A 22,876-nucleotide genomic window follows, 5' to 3' on the forward strand; every position below is an offset into this window, starting at 1 on the left:
TTTTTGGCCTGTTTTTCTGAAAACAGGCCGAAAACAGAAAACCGCAAAACACAGCGAGAGAGGCAGAAGCCACAGAAATAACAGCGGGGAATAGCAGAAGCGAGGCTCTCAAACCGCTTCTCCAGAACCTTAACCAGCCTTTCTTCTGCCTTTAGTAATATTCTGACAGATAGCCCCTCTAAGAAGTCTTCAAACTTCCTGTGTGCTCCAACGTCACCAAGGGGAACAAAGGCTGCCCCTACGGGCAAATAGAAACAGGTGCTACTCTATTACCTAAATTATAATAAGGAGTAGTTGCTGGCTTCCCCTTCTCCGCCAGGTCTACCATACCGAGGAAGCCCAGAGCCACAGGTATTCAGCTAACTTCCAGAGGCCGTACAGCAGCACGCCAAACAGCACAATAAACGCAAGCAGTACTGCTATCAGGAATCCGGTACCCTTTCCCTGGTACTTCCCCTCCTGATAATGGCGGCGCAGCATTTCCACATTGCGCTGGTTGGCTTTATAGCCAAAGTCAAACAACCACCCTACTATAGGAATACTACCGATCACGGCATCCAGGAAAATGTTAAACAACATCCTGATCACCAGATAACGGCTTGCGCCGTGGCGGGCCATGGTCATTACCAGCACCCCAGACATGGCAAAGGAAGACAGATCTCCCACAATAGGAACCAGTCCCATGATAGGGTCCAGTCCAAACCTGAAGTTAGTCCCGGGCACTTTACACTGGTTGTCCAGTAAACGGGAGATAGACTCTACCCACTTCAGGCGTTCGTCAAGAGGAGTGCGTGGGTCTTGGGCATTCATGGCTTAAAAGAAGTTTTTCTTACATACGCATATACAAGCAGATGGGTAAAACCCTGTTGGCTTCAGGAGCAGCCTAGATGTTCTTAAAATACTTGGATCGCTACATTTCTGAACCGAAAACTATTGAACCACTGCATAGTTATGCTCCAGTGGTCTTAGAGTGTGCCAGCGCCACCATGAATTCAAATACACAGAGAGCCGTGTACTGGCCAGGGAGTTGCCCCACCCAGAAATAAAATTTTATCCAAACCCATTCTTTTTAATCCCTCTGGTTTAAATGAATCTTGTGTTTGTCAATTTTTTAAAAAGATATTTAAGATTTTAATTTTATTTAATAATAAGTTCATATATATTTATCCAAGAAATACATTTGGCATGTCTACTCCCCCCTCCGGCCATGTCTGTATTCCCTTACCAGTCTTTACTAAAGTTTTTCTACGCCCAATCTGTTCGTGATTAGTACCTGTATGAAAAAAAATTTACACCCTTTCAACTTAGTCCTTTTAGGTTTAGCTCTACAGTGTACTGTAGGAAACACGGGCGCCATGGCTGCCAGTGCCGGCAAACCTATGACAGAGGCACCAGCTCACTCTCTGAAAAAGCGGGAAAGGCTTCCTGTACCCACTGAAATTACCGGGAAAGTTACCTCTGCCAGCGGGGAGGCCCTGGCTGGGGTAACGGTGGTATTAAAAGGAACTACCCTTGCCACTTCAACCAATGGGAACGGTATCTTCTCTCTGAGGCTCCCAGAGGCGTCAGGCACTTTAGTCTTCACTTATATTGGGTACACCACCCGTGAGGTTCCCGTTACCAATGCCACGGTCTATAATATAAAGCTGTCAGAAGATGCCCAGGCCCTGCAAGAAATTGAGGTGGTGAATATTGGCTACGGCGAGGCCCGCAGAGCAGACTTGACTGGTTCCATTGGTACCGTTAACATGGCCGATCTGTACAAAGCCCCGGTCAAATCGTTTGATGAGGCGCTGGCCGGTCGCGTGGCGGGGGTGCAGGTAACGTCTTCAGAAGGACAACCCGGCTCGCCCATCAACATCGTGATCAGGGGGGCTAACTCAATTACCCAAAATAACGCGCCCCTCTACGTCATTGACGGGTTCCCTATTGAAGACCCTAGCATCAATGCCCTCAGCCCTAATGAGATTGAGTCAATTGATATTCTCAAAGACGCCTCGGCTACGGCTATTTACGGAGCAAGGGGGGCTAATGGGGTCATCCTGATCACCACTAAAAAAGGGAAAGCTGGCACTCCTTCTATCACCTACAGCGGCTACTACGGTATTCAGGAAAGCAACAAACGTATGCCAGTACTCAGCCCGTATGAATTTGTGAAACTGCAGCAGGAGCTGGATCCCATCAAAACCGCAGAGCTCTATCTGGCGGGGAAAGGGAAAACCCTGGAAGACTACCGCAACGTGCAAGGCTATGACTGGGAAGACGCTATCATGCAGACAGCTCCCATTCAGAGCCACCAGGTCTCCCTTTCTGGGGGCAGTGAGAAAACCCGCTATACCTTGTCTGCCTCCTATTTTGACCAGGAAGGGGTCATCATCAACTCCGGCTTTGACCGCTTCCAGTCCAGATTCTCCCTTACCCAGGACGTATCTGAAAAGCTGCGCGTGAATGTGAATGCCTCCTACTCCCAATATAAATCCTATGGCACGCCTCCTTCAGCCGGCCAGGGCTCTGGCCAGAACAACCTGCTTTACAGCGTTTGGGGGTACAGGCCGGTGTCTTCTGAGGGAATCAACCTGATAGAACTAACAGATGACCCTGAGATTGAGACCAACAATGAGTTCCGGTTCAACCCTATTCTCACCGTGCAGAATGAGTTACGGGACAACAACTTTGAGACTCTTATTGGAAACGCTTTTGCAGACTACAGCATCCTGAAAAACCTGAAGCTGCGGGTAGCCGGGGGCGTTACCCGCTCCAGTAGAAAATTTGAGTTCTTTAACGGCTCCAAGTCCAGAAGTGCCCAAGCCAACGATAAAGTAAATGGCGGATTCACCAACATCGCCTCCACCAGCTGGCAGAGCATCAACACGCTTACCTTTGACAAGAAGATTGCCTCCCATCATAACCTGAACGTGGTGGGGGTGTTCAGTGCCGAGGGGTCAGAGGGCTCTACCTATGGCGCCACCGCAAAGCTACTACCCAACGAGACCTTGGGCCTGAGTGGCCTGGATGAGGGAACCGTTGGTACCGTGAGCGCTGCTTCCTCAGACTGGACGCTGCTTTCGTTCCTAAGCCGGGTCAACTACAACTACAAGTCTAAATACCTGCTCACGGTTTCTTTACGGGCAGACGGTTCCTCTAAGTTTGCCACGGGCAACAAGTGGAGTTACTTTCCTTCCGGATCTTTTGCCTGGCAGCTGGGCAAGGAGGAGTTTATGAAAGAACTTGCTTTCATCAATAGCGCCAAAGTAAGAACCAGCTGGGGAATTACGGGCAATAACCGCGTAGGAGATTACTCTTATATGCCACGCATTACCGTACCGCAAGACGGCGGCTATTTCTTCGGGAACCAACCCAGCAAGGGTTCTTACCCCACTGATCTGGGTAACTCTGACCTGAAATGGGAAAGTACGCGTCAGGTAGACCTGGGCATAGACCTGGCCTTGTTCAACCACCGGGTTACATTCACCGCAGATGTGTACCGCAAAACAACTGATGACCTCCTCCTGAACGCCAACCTGCCCCTTTCTACTGGGTACAGCAGAGGCTTCAAAAACATAGGGAAAGTGCAGAACCAAGGCCTGGAAATGGCTTTGGGGTTATCGCCCATCCAGGGAAAGGAATTCACCTGGACCACAGACATCAACATCTCCTTCAACCGGAACAAAGTATTGTCTCTGGCTGAGAACGAAACCTCATTGCTCACGGCCATTGGCTGGGACTACGGCTGGACCGCTATTCCTGCGTACATTGCTAAAATAGGGAAGCCTATAGCACAGATGTATGGCCTCATCTGGGACGGGGTCTATACCTATGAAGATTTTGATGTGTCTGCCTCCGGGGCGTATAGCCTAAAAGACCTGGTACCTGATAATGGCACCCCCAGAAACAGCATACGCCCCGGCGATATCAAATACCGTGATATTAACCAGGATGGCGTAATCAATGAATATGACAAAACCATCATTGGCAATCCTAACCCCATCCATTTTGGCGGGATCTCCAACAACTTCGCCTACAAAGGCTTTGACCTGAGCGTTTTCTTTCAGTGGTCATATGGCAATGATGTCATCAACGCCAACAGAATCTTTCTGGAATCTGGTTACCGCTACAACGTAAACCAGTACGCCACGTTTGCAGACCGCTGGTCTGAGGAGAACCCTACCTCTAATATTCCGCGCGCCAAAGGCCAGCTGTACAGCACCTATTCCTCCCGCATTGTGGAAGATGGTTCCTTTATCAGACTTAAAACGGTGCAGTTGGGCTACAGAGTACCACAGCATTTGCTCAGCCGTGCCAAAATAAAGAGCCTGCGTCTGTATGTGGCCGCACAGAACCTGCACACCTGGTCTAACTACAGTGGCTATGACCCTGAAGTATCTGTAAGACCAGGGGCTTTGACTGAGGGCTTTGACTATTCTGCCTATCCAAGGGCCAGAACTACCACTGTTGGGCTAGATGTTACTTTCTAATTGATTTCTAAGAACCGTCATGAAAAGATTTTTCTATACCGTCACCGTTTTAGCAACCCTGGGTCTCTCCTCCTGCAAAGACTTTTTGGAGACCACCCCAGATGATTTTGTGACACCAGCCAACTATTACCGAAACGAGGAAGAGGTGAATGCCGCCCTGGCCGGGGTGTATGACATTCTGGGCCGAAACCAAACGTACGGCCGCACCCTGTGGTGGGAGCTGGACGTAGCTGACCAGTTCTTTGATAACCGCTCCAACGCTATTGTAGACTTTTCTTTAAACAACTATGACGCCACAGACACCAAGGTGGCCGGTTTATGGCAGTCTCTCTACCTGGGCATTAACCGCGCCAACATGCTCCTGGAGAACCTGGACAAAGCCGACATGCCCCAGGATGCCAAGACAAAGGTGCTGGGGCAGGCGAAGTTCCTGCGGGCGTACTACTACTTCCTGCTGGTAACCAACTGGGGAGATGTGCCGCTGCGCCTGAATGCGACCGCCTCTGTGAAAGAAGTGAACATACCCAAAACCCCGTCCAGAACCATCTATGACTTTATTGTGCGGGAAATGGAAGAAGCAGAAGCCATGGTGGAGGTAACAGGTACCAAAAACACAGGCGGCACCACGGTCATCTATAAGTTCAACCATGCTGGCCGGGTAACCAACACCATTGTACAAGGCATTCTGGCCCGGGTAAACCTTAAAATGGCGGGTGCCCCCCTTAATGACAGAAGCCGCTACAGCGAAGTGATCAAGTGGGCCACCAAAGTGAAAGAGTCTGGACTCCATAGCCTCAACCCCAGCTATAAACAAATCTTCATTAACCACATGCAAGACCGCTATGATCTACAATACCGTGAGTCTATGTGGGAAGCCGAGTTTGCCAGCGCCGGGCCCGGCCTTGCGTATGAAGAAGGTTCATTGGGGGTAACAGGTGGGATTCCTACCGGAGACCCGGAAATTGGCTACAGCTACGGTATCATCCAGATTTTGAAAAGCCACTATGACCTATACCCTATCAGTGGCACCCGCACGCTTGTGAGAACCAATGTAACACCGGCCACCATCACGGTAGAAGATTCCCGTGATACCCGTCGTGACTGGAATATTGCTCCGTTCTACTACTCTGGGAAAGACAGCATTGCTTACAGCAAAGACCAGATCTACAACCGTAAAAACGGCAAATGGAGACGCATTTACCAGACGGCATTGCCTAAGAACACCAATAGTTCCCCGGCCAACTTCCCCATCTTACGCTACGCAGATGTGCTCCTGATGCTGGCCGAGGCCGAAAACGCTGTAAATGGGCCCACTCCCCTGGCCAAAGAGCTCGTAAATCAGGTAAGGCGCCGTGCGTACGCTGTTGCCCCAGACCCCACCAACCCGGCGGCCGGCACTATTGCAGACGTACCGGCAAATCTAGACCAGGATCAACTACTTACCTTTATCCAGGATGAACGGGCAAGGGAGCTGTTCTCAGAGGGCCTCCGCAAGTTTGACCTCATACGGTGGGGCGAATACTTGGAGGTGATGCGGGCCCTGTCTAACCAGATAGCCGTTTCGGCGCCCTCTGGTTATGGCTATGCGGGAAGAGCGGCTACTAACGTGACCGAGAAGCACCTGCTGTTGCCTATCCCAACGGGTGAGACCACCCTCAACAGCGCCATTGTACAAAACAGCGGCTGGTAGTATCTTAAGATTTCTGACGTTCCTATTCAAGAAACAACCATATCATGAAACGTAACTATATCTTTTACCTGCTGCTTTCACTTAGCTTCTACTCCTGCCAGGATACTGAAGTAGAGTCTCCCTCTTTTGACGTACAGCCTACCAGCCTCCAGTACAAACTAGGGGATTCCGTTCGGTTCAACTTCACCGGTGATACAGACTTTCTTACGTTCTATTCAGGGGAGCAGGGCCGTGAGTACCAGTACAAAGACCGGCTGGAGCTAACCGGCGGAACTTTGTTCCTGGAATTTGTGAGCCGGGCGTTGTACGCCTCTGAGGGAGACATCAAACTACTGGTCTCCACCAACTTCAATGGCAGCTATGACACCACTAGCGTCAAAAATGCCACCTGGACAGACATCTCCAACCGCTTTACCTGGGCCACTCCGGTACCCGGCGGAGTAGGCGCGAACCAGGAATCAGGCAAGGCGAACATTTCAGATTTGCTGGTAAGCGGTAAACCGCTGTACCTGGCGTACCAGTACAAAGCGGCCAAACCACCTACCAGCGTGGCCACCCAACGCACCTGGCGTATCTTCAGCCTCTCCATGACCAATGTGTTCCCAGACGGCACCGTGGCCACGGTATCTAACCTGGCCAATGCCGCCTGGGTAAACGTAGACTTCAAAAACCCGAACAACAAATGGATTTACGCCAATAGCTACCTACAGCTAGCGCCTAACCATATTGCCACTAATCCTCTGGCTACTGAAGACTGGGCCATCTCTAAACCGTTCAACCCCAACAAAGTCACGCCAGACCGTGGAGTCGCCATCAAGGAGTTCTCCAGACGGAAGACCTCGCATGCTTATTTATACAGCAAACCGGGCACCTATAAAGTCACTTTTGTGGCCACCAACGGCACTATAGACGGCCAGAAATCTATGGTGAAAGAACTGGAGATTACAATATTGCCGTAACCGCCACCCCACCCCTACAAGGTCAACAAAAGAGGGCCGCCTGCTAGACAAAGTCTTGACAGGCGGCCCTCTTCCTTTACCGGCATATTTACGCCCTCTCCTCTTGTATCAGAACAGACAACCTCTCACTTTTTCTAGCGTTTTTAGGCTATTTTTCTCAAAACAAGGCTAAAACAGCTCTACCAAGAGGTGTCTGTCCTCTAAAAGAAGCAGCCCAGCTGGGGTAGAGAAAGATTCTCTGCCCCAGCTGGGCTGTCTGCCTAAGAATAGGTTTAAACTTAGTTTAGCGCTAGACAAAACCCAAAAGTCCGCGCGAATTCCGGTGGCGGCAGGAAAGATTTTTCCCTGCTGTAGCAGCCGTCTGCTTGTTCTTCTGTTTTAAGGCTACTTTTCCAAAATCAGCTTAAAACAGGGTACTGGCCAGGTGTACAGCTGCGCCAGCACTCTTTGAAGTGCCAAAGGGAACCAAGCATGCTCTACCAAGTCTATTGCTTCCCTACAATATCAATTCTCTCGCCGCCTTGCTGAATATTGGCGGTGGGCGTGACCACAATGTATTGGGCATCTGGGCAGCGCATGTCGGTGAGGCGGGCGGGGGGCATGGGCACTTGCAGATCACCGTGGTGCAGGGTGGTGTAGAGCCATTCAGAACCTGTGACCTTGGCCGTGGTGGCCTGGGCGGGTTTGCCTTCGTTGCGCACCTGGTCAATGGCGTTCACGCGTTTGAACTGGCGCTTGGCGTCTGGGGTGAAGCCTTCGGCGTCAAAGTCCACCTCGAAGCGCTTCTTGGGGTGTTTCCCGGCATCGGCAATGACCATGCGCAGTTTCTGGGGCGCCACCATCACCACCGACATTTGTATGGTGTCTCCCGGGTGCCAGGTGTAATGCTCCACGTTGGGCGGGTTGTTCCAAACCTTCGTGCGCCAGAACGGCCGCCAGGCAATGCGTTGGGCGCTGGTTTTGCCGGTGGCTTTGTCTATGGAGAACGTCCAGGTCATGCCCGCGTCTACCTCATAATGCCCGCCGGCGTTGCCGCCCATGTAAATAGAGAAATTATCTAGCGGCAGGTTGTTGCGCTGGCTGTCTAGGCGATTGGGGTCGGTGGAGGGGTGCCCCAGGACCACTACGCCCGTAATGCCCGTCCAGGTGTCATAACTGCTCACCACCTTGCGGTAATAGGCCCCGGGGAAACAGGGAATGGAGGCTTCCGGAGGAATTTCGCCGGCAATTTTCTGGTCTTGAGCGCCGCCATTAGACGTAGAGGAAGACGAAGTGCTTTTGCAGCCCAGCACAGAGACGAAGAGGAGGCCAAGGGCCACTTTCTTCAGCGGTTGAATACGCATACGCATGGTAAGTTTGAGGATGTAAAAGGATTATATAATTAGTTTGATGCTGATGATTGATGGGCAGAAATCCCTTTCCGTTTCTGACCTGTTTTTCTGAAAACAGGCCCAAAACAGGAAACATAATAGTTACTTCCTTACCCGTTTCTCCACCTCAGACAGCGGCAAGTTAATCTCGCGGCCCACCCGTTTGCCGTGGCGGTAACTCACCACCCTGATGTGGTGCGCCCCCTTGGGGATGTCCAGCGGTTGACCCTGGTATTTGGGGTAGAACTTGTCTGGGTTGGAATCATCAAAGGTGTAGTACATTTCAATGTCTTTGATCTCTGAGGAAAGCACCACTTTTAGGGCTCCTGCACTGTCTTTCACCCCCCAGACAATGGGCTCATAGAAATGGGTGGCGTAGTTCACCTGCGCCGAGTCCAGCCGCGGCAAATGGGCCTCCAGGCGCGGAATGAAGTTCTCCCACTGGCGTTTGGGTTGAGGCGTCCAGAAGACTTCGGCTAGGGAAAGGGCGCGGGGCCAGGTCATAGATTGCAGCTTCCGCTCGTGGGCTACTTGTTCGGTCCAGAGACTCCCCTGCCCGCCCAGAATATTGGCGGCATTGGCTTCCAGGGGAACAGGGTTCCAGTTGTAGGTGGCATTGAGGCGGGTCACGGTGAAGGGGCCGTTCTCCAGATAAGGGTCTCCCTGGTAAAAATCCAGATAGGTGTTGAAGGCAGGCGTCATGACTACTTTATGCCCCTGTTGCGAGGCGACAATGCCGCCTTTCATGTCTTTCCAGCTCATGACCGCCATGTTGGGGGCCAAACCGCCCTCCAGTTTCTCGTACCAGCCCATGGGTTTCTTGCCTTTGCTTTCAATAATGCGGGCCAGCCGTTTCAGGAAATAAGTCTGCAGCTCCTCAGAGTTTTTGAGGCCTTCGGTTTTGATGCGTTGCTGGCATTTGGCGCATTTGTCCCAGTAAGAACGGGTCACCTCATCGCCGCCCATGTGCAGGTACTCGCCGGGGAACAGCTGGGCCAGCTCAGAGAAGACTTTCTCCAGCTCCGTAAAGGTAGAATCATTGCCTACGCACAGCACGTTGGTACGCTGGGGGTTCCAGGGATCACCGGCCAATACCTGCTGCGGCGTCTGGGTGCAGGACAGGTTGGGATAAGACGCGATCAAGGCGAGGCTGTGCCCTGGCACGTCTACCTCAGGCACAATGGTCACAAAACGTTCTTCCGCATAGCGGATAATCTCTTTGATGTCTTCCTGGGAGTAAAAGCCGCCCTCGGTGGCCGCCTCACCGGGTTGCGGCGCCTGAAAACCTTTCCAGTAGCCGGTGCGGGGCACGCGCCAGGCACCTACCTGGGTCAGTTTGGGCAGGCTTTTGATTTCCACGCGCCAGCCCTGGTTGTCGGTTAAGTGCCAGTGGAACGTGTTGAGCTTGTATTTGGCCATCTGGTCTATGTAGGCCATGATCACTTCCTTGGGAAAGAAATGGCGGCTCACGTCTACCATGAGCCCGCGCCAGGCCAACCGGGGGTAATCTTTGATCTTCACCCCGGCAATCTCCCAGCGCACGCCAGCCACCGTCTGCTTGCTTTCTACCGCGGGCGGCAACAGTTGCAGCAGTGTCTGAATACCGTAGAACCACCCGGCCGGGGCGTTGGCCTGAAGCAGGATAGCCTGCGGCGTTACTTGCAGCGTATAGCCCTCCTGCCCCAGCTCCGGGTCTGGCTGCGGGAGCAGCTCCAGCTGAATGCTGTTCTTCTTTTGGTTTCCCACTTTTACGGGCAGCGCATAGCCGGTGGGCACCTGCAAACGCTGTGACAGGAGCTGCGCCACCCCAAGATGGGCCTCGTGCCCCTTCGGCAGTACAATAACGGTTTTGGCGGTGAGTTCAAACGTGCCGTTGGTCTGCGCTACCTGCACCGGCTCGGGAATAAGGTCCAAGGCGGGGGCGGGCTTGGCTTTTTGGGCGAAAACAGAGGAGCTGACCAGTACCAACAGAAGCAGAAAGCCAATTCTAGACATGCGGCAAAAGGATATCATTGGGCAAAGAGATAGCTGGGAAGAAGCAAACTCCTTCCTCCAGAGATATAGAAAATGCGTTTTGAGCCTGTTTTCAGAAAAGGAGCCGCTAAACGGCAAGCCACTCCATGGCAGATTCAGCCGAGAGGAATTGTGTGTTTAGGGGCCGTTTTTCTAAAAAGAGCCGCTAAACAGACATTGACCTCCCTGTCATACTGGGACTATTTCACCAGTTCCACGGTGGTTGGACTGTTCTTCACGCGGGACACGTGCAGCAAAGTGAACCCTAGTAGCACCACCGCCGCACCAATTCCCACCGCATAAGAAATCTCCACTGGCAGCTGGAATCCTTCGGGGGCCACCAAAATATAGGACGTAGCCACCGCCGTCATGAACACCGCCGGCACCAGTGAAATCCAGTACTGTTTCTTCTCCCTGATGAGGTACGCCGTCACCACCCACAGCACCACCGTGGCCAGAGACTGGTTTGTCCAGGCGAAGTAGCGCCACACAATGCCAAAATCAATGAGGGTAAGCGCGTAGCCGGCGGCAAAAAGGGGTAAGCTGATGAAGATTCGGTTTTTGAAAGGCCCCTGGTCAGACTTCAGGAAATCTGCCACAATGAGGCGGGCACTTCTAAAGGCGGTGTCGCCGGAGGTTATCGGCGCAGCCACCACCCCTAATAAGGCCAGAATACCGCCCACTTTGCCCAACAGTGAGTTGGAGATTTGGCTTACTACCCAGGCCGCGTTTCCGTTCTGCTGGGTCATGACCTCGTTCAATTCACGTACGCCGCCAAAGAAACTCATACTGATGGCCCCCCAGATCAAGGCTACCACGCCCTCAGTGATCATGGCCCCGTAGAAAATACTGCGACCCTGTTTCTCATTGGTCATGCACCGCGCCATCATGGGTGATTGTGACGCATGGAACCCCGAGATAGCTCCGCAGGCCACCGTCACAAACAGCATGGGGAACAGCGGAAACTTGTCGGGGCTGGTGTGTTGGTTGTACAGACTATCCCAGGTGACCTCGGGCACGTGCAGGCCGTCTTTGAACATGACCAGGGAGATGCCCACCGCCATAAACAGCATGGCCACCCCAAACAGCGGGTACAGCTTGCCAATGAGTTTGTCAATGGGCAAAATGGTAGACAGGAAATAATACCCAAAAATAATCCAGACCCACATGGTCACGCCGCCGCCGGCGTTGCCGGAGATGTCGTTCAGGATCTTGGCGGGCCCCATGATGAACACAGCGCCCAGCATGATCATGAGAATAATGGTGAACACGCGCATGAACTGTTTCATGCCGTTGCCCAGGTACCGGCCGGTGGTCTCCGTGATGCTCTCCCCGCCGTGCCGCAGAGACAGCATTCCGGAGAAATAATCATGCACGCCTCCGGCGAAGATGGAGCCCAGCACAATCCAGAGGAAAGCAGACGGCCCCCACATGGCCCCGGCCACCGCCCCGAAGATAGGCCCTAACCCGGCTATGTTCAGGAACTGAATGAGGAAGATTTTCCAGCGCGGCATGGGTACATAGTCTACCCCGTCTTGCATAGAAATAGCAGGGGTAGGCCGGTTAGGGTCTATCACAAAGATGCGCTCCACTACTTTAGAGTACACCAGATAGCCTACTACCAGAACCACCACGACAACAAAAAATGAGATCATTGGCTTTGTTTGTTTAGCGTGGGCGAAGCATGAGGGCTGTTTTCGGCCTGTTTTTGGAAAAACAGGCCGAAAACAGAAAGTAAGAATAGCATCGCCTGCCCGGTTACCCAAGCAGGCGAAGGCAAAAGAGTGTTAACGGGCTAATACAATCTCTGGCTGCGCAGGCACATTCTCCAGCGTCTTGTACACCTGGTACAGGCCGCGCGGAATATGGAAACAGCCTTTCCACTTGCCGCCTTTGAGCGGCAGCAATACCTCATTGCGGCGGTTCAGGTAGCCGAACCACTCGCCGTACTGCTCATCTCTGAAGTTGCTCCAGGTGTAGTCATGCAGTTTGTCAAACCATTTCTGGCAACGCTCATCGCCGGTCACGGCGTAGGCTTTGGCCATGCACACCAGCGCCTCTACGTGCGGCCACCAGAGTTTCTGGTCCCACTCCAGCTGCTGCGGCGGATACCCTTTGATGTCTTTGAAGTACAGCAGACCGCCAAACTCGTTGTCCCAGCCGTAGTCCAGGGCGTTGAGGGCAATCTCCACGGTGCGGTTCACCAGGGCTTTGTCTCCCTGGCGCACCGCCAGGTCCATGATGAACCACATGGCCTCAATGATGTGGCCAGGGTTGATGACACGGCCCTCAAAACAGTCGGCAAACGAACCGTCTGGCGACACGTTCTCCAGAATAAGGCCGCTTTCTTCATGGTAGAACACGTTCATCACCTCATGGATGATCTCCTGGCTAAGTGTCTCAATGAGGCTCTTGTCCAGCAGGTGCTCCATCTCCAAAGACAAGTTGCTCAGAATCATGGGCAGCGAGAAGTTGCGCAGGTCGCGGGTGCCGGGGTACGCTTTGCTGTATTTGCCTTTGGGGTTCTGGCGGCGGTCCAGAATGTTCTGGAAGGTTTTCTTCGCAATGTCAGCGTACTCGTCTTCGGGCTTGATTTTGTAGAGCGCCCCAAAGCCCATGGCGGCAAAACAGTCTGAGAAGATGTTGTACGGCTGCACCAGCGGCTGGCCCTGCTGGTTCAGGGAGAAATAGAAATTGCCTTCGGCGTCACGGCCGTGTTTCTTGAGGAATTCGGCGCCGTGTACGGCCATGTCCAGCCACTCGGGGCGCTGCTCCACCTTGTCATAGAGCATGGAGAACATCCAGGTTTCGCGGCCCTGTAGCCAGATGAATTTATCTGTATCAAATACGTTCCCGAATTGGTCTAAGCAGGTGAAAAATCCGCCGTGTTGCTCATCCTTAGAATGCTTCATCCAGAAGGGGATGACATTCTCCAATAACTCCTGCTTGTACAGCGTAGAATAGTGATTCATAAAATCTATAATTAGCGTAAGCTCTGTAAGTACTCTTTGTATCTGTTGTAAAGGTGGCCCGCCTGCAAATACGCGCTCTGCGGACTCATGAAATGTGAAAACTCAAACGTGATGGCCTTGTCATACCCGGCTTTGCGGGCGGCCTCCAACTTCAGGCGCAGCTTCTCAAACTTGATGGGCAGGAACTTGATGGGCATGTCACGGTCAAAGCTCTCAGCGTTGGTCCAGCACTGCAGGCCAAACTGGTCGGCCATTTTCTTGTTCACGGCGAAGAAATCTTCCAACTCATGGTAGTCAATGTGCCCGTCCTGGAAGGCCACCGCGTCTACGCTGCCGTGCAGGCCCGAGAAGATCTCGCTCCACTCCTCCTCGTGCTGGCGCAGTGAGACCGCGTCTTCTTTGGAGAGTTGCGAGGTAGCCGCCATCACGGCTTTTTTGCCGTCTATCCAGGGCGAGATGAACGTGGGCAGCCCGCCGCTCACGTCTTTGCACTGTTGGCCCAGTGTTCTGAAAGCCTCCGTGGCGCCTTTGGTCTTGCGGCTGATTTCCATGCTCAGGTACCAGCCCCCGAAGCTCTTGAAATGGCCATACTGTTTCCAGACTTCGTCAATGACGTAGCGGTTGGCGTCAATCTCAGACTGCAGGTTACCGGTATCCCAGTAATGGCCGCTGTCATACAACCCGAAGTAGAATTTCAAGCCGTGTTTCTCGGCCAGTTCCAGGTACATCTGCACCAGGTCTACCGGCGGCTCATAGCACCCGAAGTTCTGCTGCAGATAGGCAGACGGATAAGTTATAAATCGGCGGTAGCCGCTCCTGATCATGATGACCGTGTCAATGCCCACGGCTTTCATGTACCCGAAATCGCGGTCCCACTCTTCGCGGCCCCAGTTCTGGTGCGGAATGTCATGGGAGATTTCGTCTATAAAGGTTCCGGTAATCTTCATGCGTGTTTATTCAAAGTGGGGTAACTGCCAGGCGCAGCTTTCCTTGTTTTCAGGGGTATGGTTACAGGTATTTCTTCTCTTTCAGGTATTGCACCCACACCGGGTAGGCCGCGTCTGTGACGTGGATGCCATCCAGCGAGTACTCTTTCTTGAGCTGGCCGCTGGCATCTGCGAAGATTGGGTGCAGGTTAATGTAAGTGAGTTTGTGCTTTTTAGCGAAGGCCTGGAGCTGCGTGTTCAGGCTGGTCACCGCTGGATTCAGGTTCTTGAGGTAATCGGGCTTTAGCATGTCATCCAGCAGCGGCAGCACGCTCTGCACGTACAGTTTGGTCTTAGGCGACTGTTGTTTCACGCGCCGCACCAGCCGCTCATAGTTCTGCAAAATGATGGCCTCCGGAATACGGCGCGACAAATCATTGATGCCGATGAGCAGGAAAATCTTCCTGGGTTTGGTCGCTAAAATGTCATCCAGCCTTGCCAGAACACCGTGCGTGATGTCGCCGCCAATGCCGCGGTTGGCCACCGGCACGCCCGGCAGCAGCTCCGCCCACTTGCCCCGCGCCGTGATGCTGTTGCCCAGAAACACCACTGCGTTCTTGGGAATGGGCTGCGCACTGAATTCTTTCATGCGCAGCTCATAGTGCGGGTTTACGTAATTGCTGTCAATCCGGGTGGTTTGGGCAAAACCGTTCAGGGCAAGCGAGCAGCAAAGGGCACCTAACCCGGCTTTAAGTATTTGTTTGAACCGAACCATTGGTTGTCTCATTTTTCTCTGTTTCTGTTTTTGGCCTGTTTTCTGAAAAACAGGTCAAAAACGCAGTCCATCTTTTTCTTTCACTCGGGCTTCGCGGCATAACCGGGAGGAAGTGCCAAATTCCGTTTTCGGGCTGTTTTATGAAAAACAGCCCGAAAACGGAATTACAGGGCTTTCGCCAGTTTCAGCTGGTTCACCCACTTGATGTAGGCCACCAGCTTGAGGTGAATGCCGTCTGTGGTCAACTCCTTGTCCAGTTGCCCCTGTGCATCGGTCAGGGCCGGGTGCAGGTCCAGGAACGGAACCTGCAGCTGCTCGGCCAGCCTCTTCAGCTCTTGATTTAAGGCCGAGATGCGCGCCAGCGTCACATGCTGGTAGGCGGTGCTCAACAGGCTTTCATTCACCGGCAGCACGCTTTGCAGGTACACCCTGGTTTTAGGCGATTCTGCTTTGATGCGCTGCAAAATGCGGCGGTGGTTTTGCGCAATCATGGCTGGGTCTATGCCACGTTTGAGGTCATTCACGCCAATGAGCAGGAACACCTTGGCGGGTTTGGAGGCCAGCACCTCGTCTAGCCGGGCCAGCACGCCCCAGGTCACGTCCCCGCTGATGCCCCGGTTCACCACCGGTTTGCACGGCACCAGCTCCTGCCACTCCCCCGCCTCGGTGATGGAGTTGCCCAGAAAGACAATCTCCTTCTTATGGTTCGGCATTTGCCGAAAGAAATCCAGGCGCATGCGGTAATGGCTGTTGGCGTAGCTGCTGTCAATTTTGGCAGGTGCCTGGGCAAACGCCTCCACAGCAAAGAGCACCCCCAGCAGCATAAGAAGATAGAATACCTTTCTAGCCATGTCGTTACCCTATTTTTACCAGCTTTTCTTTCACAGGCTGAGGTGCCGCCGGTACTTCATCGGCATCTTTGAGCTTGTCCCACCAGTTCTTCTTCAGAATTACACTGGTAATCACCAGCACCACGGTCCAGGCGGCGGCATAGTAATTCTCCCTAATCATGAAGTAGATAGGAATCAATACCTGTGACATCTGCCACACAATGCCCACCACTATGTTGAGGGCATCACGGCCGCCGTCTTTGTTAGGCACAAACGTGGGGTCCTCGGCCATGACTTCGCGCTTGATAGGTCCCCAGAAGCCCCACGGGCGGGTCTCGCGGTAGTAGTTTTTCACAGCCTCGCGGTTAGGCAGCGGCGCCAGGTACGTACCCAGCAAACAGCCAATCAGAGAGAACAGCAGAATGATGGGGAACACATAGATGTCTACAATCTCAGGGAACACGAACAGCTTGATGGTTGAAGCAATGAGCCCGAACAGCATGCCATAGAAATAGCCGTAGCCGGTGAAGCGCCACCACACCCACTTGAGCAGGTTAGCCGCCACGTAGCCGCCGTACAGGGCCGAGGTAATCCAAAGCGTGAGTTTATTCAAAGAGCCCGCATTGAACCCGAACACAATGCCCACCATCACCAGCACAATAGACGAGATGATGCTCAGGCGCACGTACTTCTTATCTGAGGCTTTGTCATTGATGTATTTGCGGTAGATGTCGTTCACAATGTAGGCCGGGGCTGAGTTTACGAAGGCCGAGAACGTGCCCATGAACGCCGCCAGCAGACCAGCCAAAAGCAAGCCTCTGAACCCGTCTGGCACAAACTTGTTGATAGCGAACGGCAGGATTTTCTCAAAGTCCATGTTCGCGCCCATGCCGTTGAGTTCAGGCACCAGGTACACCAGCGCCAGCACTGCAAACCCGGCAATCATGAGGTACCGCGGAATGTACATCACCCAAATGGTGGTGAAGCTCATCTTGGCGGCCTCAGACGGCGTGCGCGCCGAAAGCACGCGCTGCATGTCATAAGACGGCACCGGACCGGCAATAGACGCGAAGATTCCCTTGAACAGCATCATCATGAACAGCAGCCCGAAGAGGTCAAAGCCATCGGTTTCCAGCTTTTGGTTCACCGCCGGGAACGGTGTATTGCTCCAATCCAGGTTCAGGTTCCAGCCAAAGGTCAGGTCTTTCCAGCCCGCCGGGATGGCCGCGTTGATTTGCTCGGCGCTTACCGAGGTATAGGCCACGTACCCAATCACAAAGCACGAGATGGTCATGATGATGAACTGCAGAATCTCAGTGGCCACCACGCTGTACATGCCGCCTTTCACGGTGTAGAGGGTGGTAATAGCGCAGATGATCAAGGCATACGAACGCTCCGAAGAAACAAACCAGTCACCCAGGTAGAAGCTCATGTCCCAGGGCAAAATGGTGGTGCACAGTTTGCCTATCCCTTCAAAAAAGTAGGCGATAAACCCAAGTACGCTAATCACGGCAAAGGCCACAATGATGATGTGTGAAAGCTTGGCTCCTTTGCCGTCACCAAAACGGAAGGTTATCCACTGCGCGCCGGTCATTACTTTGGAGCGGCGCATCCAGATGGCCAGGAACACAAACACGAACACCTGGTTCCAGACCGGCCAGAGCCACGGAATCCAGGCGCTTTTGAGGCCGTAGACAAACAGAATCATCACCGTCCACATAGTGCCGGACACATCAAACATACCCGAGGCATTGCTCAGCCCCAGGTAGTACCATTTCATAGTATTGCCCCCCAAAAAGTAGCTCTGCATATCTTTAGAAGCCCTTTTGGAGATGTAGAACCCAATGCCCAAGATGCCCACGATGTAGGCAAAGATGATGGCAATATCTAGTACACTTAAATTCATTCTAATTTAATTATTGGGCAGTTTGTTAGTTTCGTTTGTCAGTTCTCAAGGATAATTAGGTGCGCCAGAACCAGCCTTTGCGGGTGGTAAAAGCTGTGACGGCCACCACGGCGCCGGTAATCACAAAAGTTTTCACCACGCCCAGGTACACATTGGTTTCGCGCAGGGCCTCCAGCCCGACAGAGAGGTGCGTGAGCGCCAGCAGCGGAGACACCAGGAAACCCGCGGCCACGTACGCCACCATGGGGTTCTGCCCCGACTGGATAATGGATTCCCAGAGCAGGTTCCGGGAGAGTTTCTGCGAAAGCACCTCGCAGAGAATGTAAGCTGAAAAACCCAGGCCGCTGGTCAGAAACCAGAAGCTGTAAGAAGACGGGTCTTTCTTGATGCCGCCCTCATAGGGTTCAAACGCGAGGCCCAGGAATAGGAAGAATACGCCCCAGCCAAAGAGTTTCTGGAACAGCTGCTCCTGCACTGTAAGTGGTTTGCGCAGGAGCCACAGCCCCGCCGCGCACAACGCGGCATCCAGCGCCAGCGTGAGGCCCATCTGCCGGGTGTACAGGCCGTACAGGTTAGTTACCAGCAACGCGAAGCAAACCAACCCCAGCCAACCTCTGGAAACACCCGCTCCGGCAGATGCATCAGTGCTACGGTATTTCACCAGCAGATCACCCAGCACCGAGCCGGGCAGCACAATGCAGAGGTATTTCAGGAACATGAACTGGTACATCCACTTCACAGAAGGGTGAAAGTCCCAGATCACGCTAGTCCAACTGCCTTCCAAGTCATGCGTGAGCCTGATAGCGGCAAAAAATGCCAGCGCCCCCATGCGCAGCAGCAGGTTGTGGCGGGTGAGAATCCAGATGATGGACCCGAACACCGCCATGTTGGCCAGCACCACAATAATGATGTCGTTGCGGCTTTTGTCAAAGGTAAAGTCAGTGAACATTAGGTGCGCGCCCAGCAGTGCCGCAATTAAGGCAAAGCCCGCTACTTTCAAACCAGTAGCCTGACCGTTGCTTACCTTCGGGAACCGCATGAACACCAGGAAAAAACACCCGAAGGTGAGCAGCGAGGTCAGTTGGTTCACCCAGCCCGGCCCTTGTAGCCCGAACCAGCTCAAATGCCGGATCACCACCGCAAAGAACAGCAGCAGCGCCCCGCGCTTGAACACGTTCAAGAGCACCTCAGCCCATTGCCCCTGCTCCAGTTTCTTGCCCATGGCCAGCGGGAACGCCGCCCCCATGGAAAACAGGAAAAACGGAAACACCAGGTCTACCCACGTAATACCGGGCACCTCTGGGGTATAAGTAAAATTGGGCGGACCCACCTGCGCATGGAACATCCAGCCTGGCCACGGCGCCTCATGCGGAAACACCCCGGAGAACACCATGCCAATAATAGCCAAACCCCGCAGCGCATCTATGCCCAACGCCCGTGCAGCCGTAGGCTTTCCCACAGCAGCGGGAGCTTCAGCAAATGGTTTTGGTTTAAGGGTTGGAGTGGCAAGTAGAGCCATAGCGAATGGTGTTTAAGGCGTGTGTCTTGGGTCTGGTATACTACTTATTTCAAAATATTGACAGGAGCATCTCCTCCCGTATTTCTAATTATCACCCTGCCCGGCCCTGGCTAACAATAACGCCATGTGTGGTGAACGCCCGCTGTTGACCAGAAGCTTCAAGCAGGAATGATAATCAGGACAAGAATGCCGAAGCACTTCTTGCTCTTTTTGCCCTGTTTTCCAAAAAACAGGGCAAAAACAGACTTTTTACTATTCTTTTAAACCGCGTTTCAGCTCAGCCCACCAGCCTTCATTGATCACGTGCACAATGTCAAAGACCATGGCCCCGTCAGATTTGGCGCGGCACATTTTCAAGGCTTTCACAAACTGCTCAGGGTGCCCAATGTATTGGTCCACGTACACACCGGCGTACACCGGCACTTTGCCTTTGGTGATCTTCATGGCCATTTCGGCGGAACCTTCCACGGTGTACCAGTCTTCTTTGCCTTTGCCCTGACCCGCCTCGGTGCGGTTCACAGTGTTCACGTCAATATTCTTGGCTTCAGACTTGGCTACCTCAAAGTAGTAGCTGCCGGTGGTGTACAGGTCCAGCGCCTCGGCGTAGCCGAAGTTCTTGTAGTTTGGCGTGGCCCAGCTGTAGGTCTGCGACGGGTCATACTCCTTGCTGGCCCAGTTCACGCCCACTTCATAATAAGTAGGGTACCAGGAGCCGGTGTAATCCCCGAAGATGAGTTTGGGGTTAATTTTCTTGAGCTCAGCGCGGGCTTCATAGATGAAATCATGGATCACCTTGGCGCGCCACTCTATCCACTGCTTGTACAGCGGGCCAGGAACGCGTTCGGGCTTACCGTCTTTGTTCTTGGCGTCTTTGGAATAGGTGTAAATGTCTGCCGGGAAGTTAGCCACGGCCTTGCCGATGTATTTCTCAAACAGCTTTCTGGAAGCGTCTGAGAAATCTGCCTCAATGCCGTCATAGCGCACGCGGTCCAGCACCACCCCGTCCAACTTGGGGTATTTGCTCACCAGTTCTTTCAGGATGGAAAGCTCGTATTTCTGCACCTCAGGCAAAGCCGGGTTCACCATGGCCGAGTATTTGTGCTTGAGGGTGCTGATGGGTTTCATACCCTCAGCCGTGTAATTCAATGACTGCCAGTTTTTCTTGGCCGGGTCTGTGAACACCGGTCCGCGGCTGAAGTGGTTGTGGCCCGCCACAAAGATGTTGGTAGACGCGTGTACTGTCATGCCCAGTTTGTGCGCTTCTTCAATGAACGCGGTGAGCAGATCAAATTTCTCGGTTTTGGTGAAACCCGCCCACTCGTTCATCACGGGTGCAATCTGGCTGGGGTACAGCACCTCGCCTGAGATGGGTTTTACGTCTACAATCACATCAGTCACGCCGGCGTCTTTTGACTTGGCCAGGTAATACTTCACTGAGTCCTGGTAAGAGAACCGCTTAAAGTTGGCAGTGGCGTCAAAGTACAGCAGGTTGCGGCCTTTGGCGTTGGCCATGGGGTTGGGATTGGCTTGCGCCGAGGGGGCGGCGGGAGTGGCTGACTGTGGTTTGGAGCACATGCTCAGGGAAGCCATCAAAGCAGCCCCAATCACCGGTACAAATATTTTTTTCATGTAAGCGAAATTTAAAACAGAGTACTACCAGGAAGCGTGCAAAGACGCTTCAACTGTTATTCCTGTTTTTGGCCTCTTTTCTGAAAAAGAGGCCAAAAACAGGAATTTGATTAATTCCAGCCGGTGTTTTGGCTGAGGGTTTTGCTCAGGTCACGCTCGCGCTGCGGAATAGGCAACAGGTAATGCTTGGCCTCAAAGAGGCGGTTGTCCCGCTTGAAGCGCAGGGCCGCAGAAGCCGTATAGTCCGGAATGCTGTTCAGGTCGTGCTTATCTGTGAGTTTAAAGTTTGGCGTGGCCGGTACGTTGGCGGGGTTCAGCGCGGCCCCGTACACGGCACCCGGCATCACCAGCTCAGCGATCTGCCAGCGGCGGATGTCAAACCACCGGAACCCTTCTAACGCCAGTTCCACGGTACGCTCCCGGCGCACCAGTTCCTGCAGTTCCCGCTGGTTGCCCGCAATAGAGGCATCCACATTTGGCTGACCGGCTCTGGCACGCACTTTATTGAGCGCGTCAATGACTGTATTGTCTATCTGGCCCAATTCAATTTTGGCCTCTGCGTACGTGAGCAGAATCTCAGCGTAGCGCATAAAGATCCAGCTTACCTTGGAGGTGAAGAGGGTTTCATCTGAGAAGCTGTATTTGGCCCACAGGTACCCAACCCCGTTTTTCACCGGCCCAAACGCGTTAGAGAAGTCACCATTGGTTCTAGTCACCCAGGCCCCGTTTTCCAGGAAATTGGTTTTGTCACTGTAAATATTGAAAACGGCGGTTTGCTTGTTCTCTGTGATGGTATCACCGTTCATGACCACCGTGTATTTCAGGCGCTTGTCTCGGTTAAGACGCGGTTTGGAAGAATCATACACCTGTGACTCGTCTATCCGTTTGCCGTCTTTGCCTTCAAACATGTCTACCAACCGCTGGGTAGGGAAACGGCCTGACTGCCCGCCCAAGCTTCTGGACCCGTGGCCCAACGGCACATAAGTAATGGAATTGGTGTACGCATCTGAGTAGAGGAGCTCAAACATGATCTCCTTGTTCACATTAGCTTTCTGCCCCGCCGTAGTAAACAGATCCTGGAACTTGGGGTTGAGATCTAATCCGGCATTTGCCATCACTAACTGGGCACTGGCGGCAGCCGTCTCATAGTCTTTGTTGTAAAGCGCAATTCTGGCTTTGAGGCCATAGGCCACGGCTTTGTTGAGCCTGCCTCTTTCTTGGGTCGCCCAATTCAGGGCTGGGGCTGCCTCCTCAAGTTCTTTGTAGAGAAAGCTCACAACCTCGGCCTTGGGTGTGCGGGTCTGGGTATAGAATTCCTCCGGTGCAAGTGGCTTGGTGATCAAAGGCACGTCACCGTACATGAACACCAGGTGGTAATAGGCGAATGCTCTCAGCACCCGGGCCTCGGCCTGAATTCTGTTATAGGTTGCTTCCGGCACATTGCCCTTGCCTGCTTCCATGCCGGCAATCAGGTTGTTGGTTCTTTGTATGGTGGTATAGGCGAAATTCCATAAACTGGACACGGAACCGTTGTTCACATCAAACACCCCGGCGGCATTGCCCTGGTTACGCTCCACCCCAATGTCGGTCCAGTGGTCAAAGAATACCTGGAACGGAACAGTGGCGCTCTCCCACCTGATGGAACTATATGCCCCGGTGAGGCCGGCGTTCATCTCTACCTCTGTCTGCAGGAAGGTGGCCGTGGTGGGGGTATCTAATGGTACCTGGTCCAGAAAATCATTGCAGGCAGGCAGCAAAGACATGGACAGGCACAAACTCGCTATATATAAAACCTTTTTCTTCATCTTCTTA

15 protein-coding genes are annotated in these 22,876 nt (G+C 53.2%); 3 read left to right on the forward strand and 12 right to left on the reverse strand.

Features of this window, described 5'->3' with window-relative positions; genetic code table 11:
* Positions 1–321: 321 nt before the first annotated feature.
* Positions 322–810 carry a DUF4112 domain-containing protein gene (locus FHS90_RS17245; RefSeq protein ID WP_182513960.1) on the reverse strand — a complete coding sequence of 163 codons (489 nt, stop codon included), beginning with the start codon at positions 808–810 and terminating at the stop codon, positions 322–324.
* 569 nt (positions 811–1,379) lie between these two features.
* Between FHS90_RS17245 and FHS90_RS17250 the strand changes: the two genes are divergently transcribed.
* The 3 genes from FHS90_RS17250 to FHS90_RS17260 are packed head-to-tail and all read left to right on the forward strand — an operon-like array spanning position 1,380 to position 7,124.
* Entirely contained in the window at positions 1,380–4,475 is a 3,096-nt protein-coding gene (locus tag FHS90_RS17250) for a SusC/RagA family TonB-linked outer membrane protein (RefSeq protein ID WP_182513961.1), read from the forward strand.
* A 19-nt stretch (positions 4,476–4,494) separates the two neighbouring features.
* Positions 4,495–6,165: a RagB/SusD family nutrient uptake outer membrane protein gene (locus FHS90_RS17255; RefSeq protein WP_182513962.1), complete on the forward strand. Its 1,671-nt coding sequence runs from the start codon at positions 4,495–4,497 to the stop codon at positions 6,163–6,165.
* Between the two features lie 44 nt (positions 6,166–6,209).
* Positions 6,210–7,124: a DUF5017 domain-containing protein gene (locus FHS90_RS17260; protein ID WP_066836389.1), complete on the forward strand. Its 915-nt coding sequence runs from the start codon at positions 6,210–6,212 to the stop codon at positions 7,122–7,124.
* 485 nt (positions 7,125–7,609) lie between these two features.
* Here the strand turns inward: FHS90_RS17260 and FHS90_RS17265 are convergent, their stop codons facing one another.
* The 11 genes from FHS90_RS17265 to FHS90_RS17315 form a co-directional block, all read right to left on the reverse strand.
* Positions 7,610–8,467 (reverse strand): hypothetical protein, encoded by an 858-nt coding sequence (locus FHS90_RS17265; protein WP_182513963.1) that lies wholly within the window; start codon positions 8,465–8,467, stop codon positions 7,610–7,612.
* 129 nt (positions 8,468–8,596) lie between these two features.
* On the reverse strand, positions 8,597–10,489 hold the full coding sequence (locus FHS90_RS17270; protein ID WP_182513964.1) for a beta-N-acetylhexosaminidase: 1,893 nt from the start codon (positions 10,487–10,489) through the stop codon (positions 8,597–8,599).
* A 218-nt stretch (positions 10,490–10,707) separates the two neighbouring features.
* Positions 10,708–12,162, reverse strand: coding sequence for a carbon starvation CstA family protein (locus tag FHS90_RS17275; protein WP_182513965.1), 1,455 nt, complete (start codon positions 12,160–12,162; stop codon positions 10,708–10,710).
* Between the two features lie 132 nt (positions 12,163–12,294).
* Positions 12,295–13,479 (reverse strand): n-acyl-d-glucosamine 2-epimerase, encoded by a 1,185-nt coding sequence (locus tag FHS90_RS17280; protein WP_182513966.1) that lies wholly within the window; start codon positions 13,477–13,479, stop codon positions 12,295–12,297.
* 11 nt (positions 13,480–13,490) lie between these two features.
* A complete protein-coding gene (locus FHS90_RS17285; protein ID WP_066836393.1) occupies positions 13,491–14,426 on the reverse strand; it encodes a DUF4434 domain-containing protein in 936 nt (311 codons plus the stop codon).
* Between the two features lie 61 nt (positions 14,427–14,487).
* Positions 14,488–15,192, reverse strand: coding sequence for a GDSL-type esterase/lipase family protein (locus tag FHS90_RS17290; RefSeq protein WP_220483100.1), 705 nt, complete (start codon positions 15,190–15,192; stop codon positions 14,488–14,490).
* 152 nt (positions 15,193–15,344) lie between these two features.
* Complete coding sequence (locus FHS90_RS17295) at positions 15,345–16,031, reverse strand: GDSL-type esterase/lipase family protein (protein WP_066836399.1); 687 nt, start codon at positions 16,029–16,031, stop codon at positions 15,345–15,347.
* Between the two features lie 4 nt (positions 16,032–16,035).
* Positions 16,036–17,916 (reverse strand): sodium:solute symporter family protein, encoded by a 1,881-nt coding sequence (locus FHS90_RS17300; RefSeq protein WP_066836401.1) that lies wholly within the window; start codon positions 17,914–17,916, stop codon positions 16,036–16,038.
* A gap of 55 nt (positions 17,917–17,971) precedes the next feature.
* Entirely contained in the window at positions 17,972–19,435 is a 1,464-nt protein-coding gene (locus tag FHS90_RS17305; protein WP_182513967.1) for a DUF5009 domain-containing protein, read from the reverse strand.
* Between the two features lie 252 nt (positions 19,436–19,687).
* A complete protein-coding gene (locus FHS90_RS17310; RefSeq protein ID WP_182513968.1) occupies positions 19,688–21,064 on the reverse strand; it encodes an alpha amylase family protein in 1,377 nt (458 codons plus the stop codon).
* 110 nt (positions 21,065–21,174) lie between these two features.
* Positions 21,175–22,869 (reverse strand): RagB/SusD family nutrient uptake outer membrane protein, encoded by a 1,695-nt coding sequence (locus FHS90_RS17315; protein WP_182513969.1) that lies wholly within the window; start codon positions 22,867–22,869, stop codon positions 21,175–21,177.
* Positions 22,870–22,876: the final 7 nt, after the last annotated feature.

It is taken from the genome of Rufibacter ruber (genome assembly GCF_014138425.1).
Lineage (GTDB): Bacteria > Bacteroidota > Bacteroidia > Cytophagales > Hymenobacteraceae > Nibribacter > Nibribacter ruber_C.

Coding starts and splice junctions, on each gene's coding strand:
- FHS90_RS17245 (WP_182513960.1), bottom strand. CDS start 810: ATGAATGCCCAAGACCCACGCACTCCTCTTGACGAACGCCTGAAGTGG.
- FHS90_RS17250 (WP_182513961.1), top strand. CDS start 1,380: ATGACAGAGGCACCAGCTCACTCTCTGAAAAAGCGGGAAAGGCTTCCT.
- FHS90_RS17255 (WP_182513962.1), top strand. CDS start 4,495: ATGAAAAGATTTTTCTATACCGTCACCGTTTTAGCAACCCTGGGTCTC.
- FHS90_RS17260 (WP_066836389.1), top strand. CDS start 6,210: ATGAAACGTAACTATATCTTTTACCTGCTGCTTTCACTTAGCTTCTAC.
- FHS90_RS17265 (WP_182513963.1), bottom strand. CDS start 8,467: ATGCGTATTCAACCGCTGAAGAAAGTGGCCCTTGGCCTCCTCTTCGTC.
- FHS90_RS17270 (WP_182513964.1), bottom strand. CDS start 10,489: ATGTCTAGAATTGGCTTTCTGCTTCTGTTGGTACTGGTCAGCTCCTCT.
- FHS90_RS17275 (WP_182513965.1), bottom strand. CDS start 12,162: ATGATCTCATTTTTTGTTGTCGTGGTGGTTCTGGTAGTAGGCTATCTG.
- FHS90_RS17280 (WP_182513966.1), bottom strand. CDS start 13,479: ATGAATCACTATTCTACGCTGTACAAGCAGGAGTTATTGGAGAATGTC.
- FHS90_RS17285 (WP_066836393.1), bottom strand. CDS start 14,426: ATGAAGATTACCGGAACCTTTATAGACGAAATCTCCCATGACATTCCG.
- FHS90_RS17290 (WP_220483100.1), bottom strand. CDS start 15,192: ATGAGACAACCAATGGTTCGGTTCAAACAAATACTTAAAGCCGGGTTA.
- FHS90_RS17295 (WP_066836399.1), bottom strand. CDS start 16,031: ATGGCTAGAAAGGTATTCTATCTTCTTATGCTGCTGGGGGTGCTCTTT.
- FHS90_RS17300 (WP_066836401.1), bottom strand. CDS start 17,916: ATGAATTTAAGTGTACTAGATATTGCCATCATCTTTGCCTACATCGTG.
- FHS90_RS17305 (WP_182513967.1), bottom strand. CDS start 19,435: ATGGCTCTACTTGCCACTCCAACCCTTAAACCAAAACCATTTGCTGAA.
- FHS90_RS17310 (WP_182513968.1), bottom strand. CDS start 21,064: ATGAAAAAAATATTTGTACCGGTGATTGGGGCTGCTTTGATGGCTTCC.
- FHS90_RS17315 (WP_182513969.1), bottom strand. CDS start 22,869: ATGAAGAAAAAGGTTTTATATATAGCGAGTTTGTGCCTGTCCATGTCT.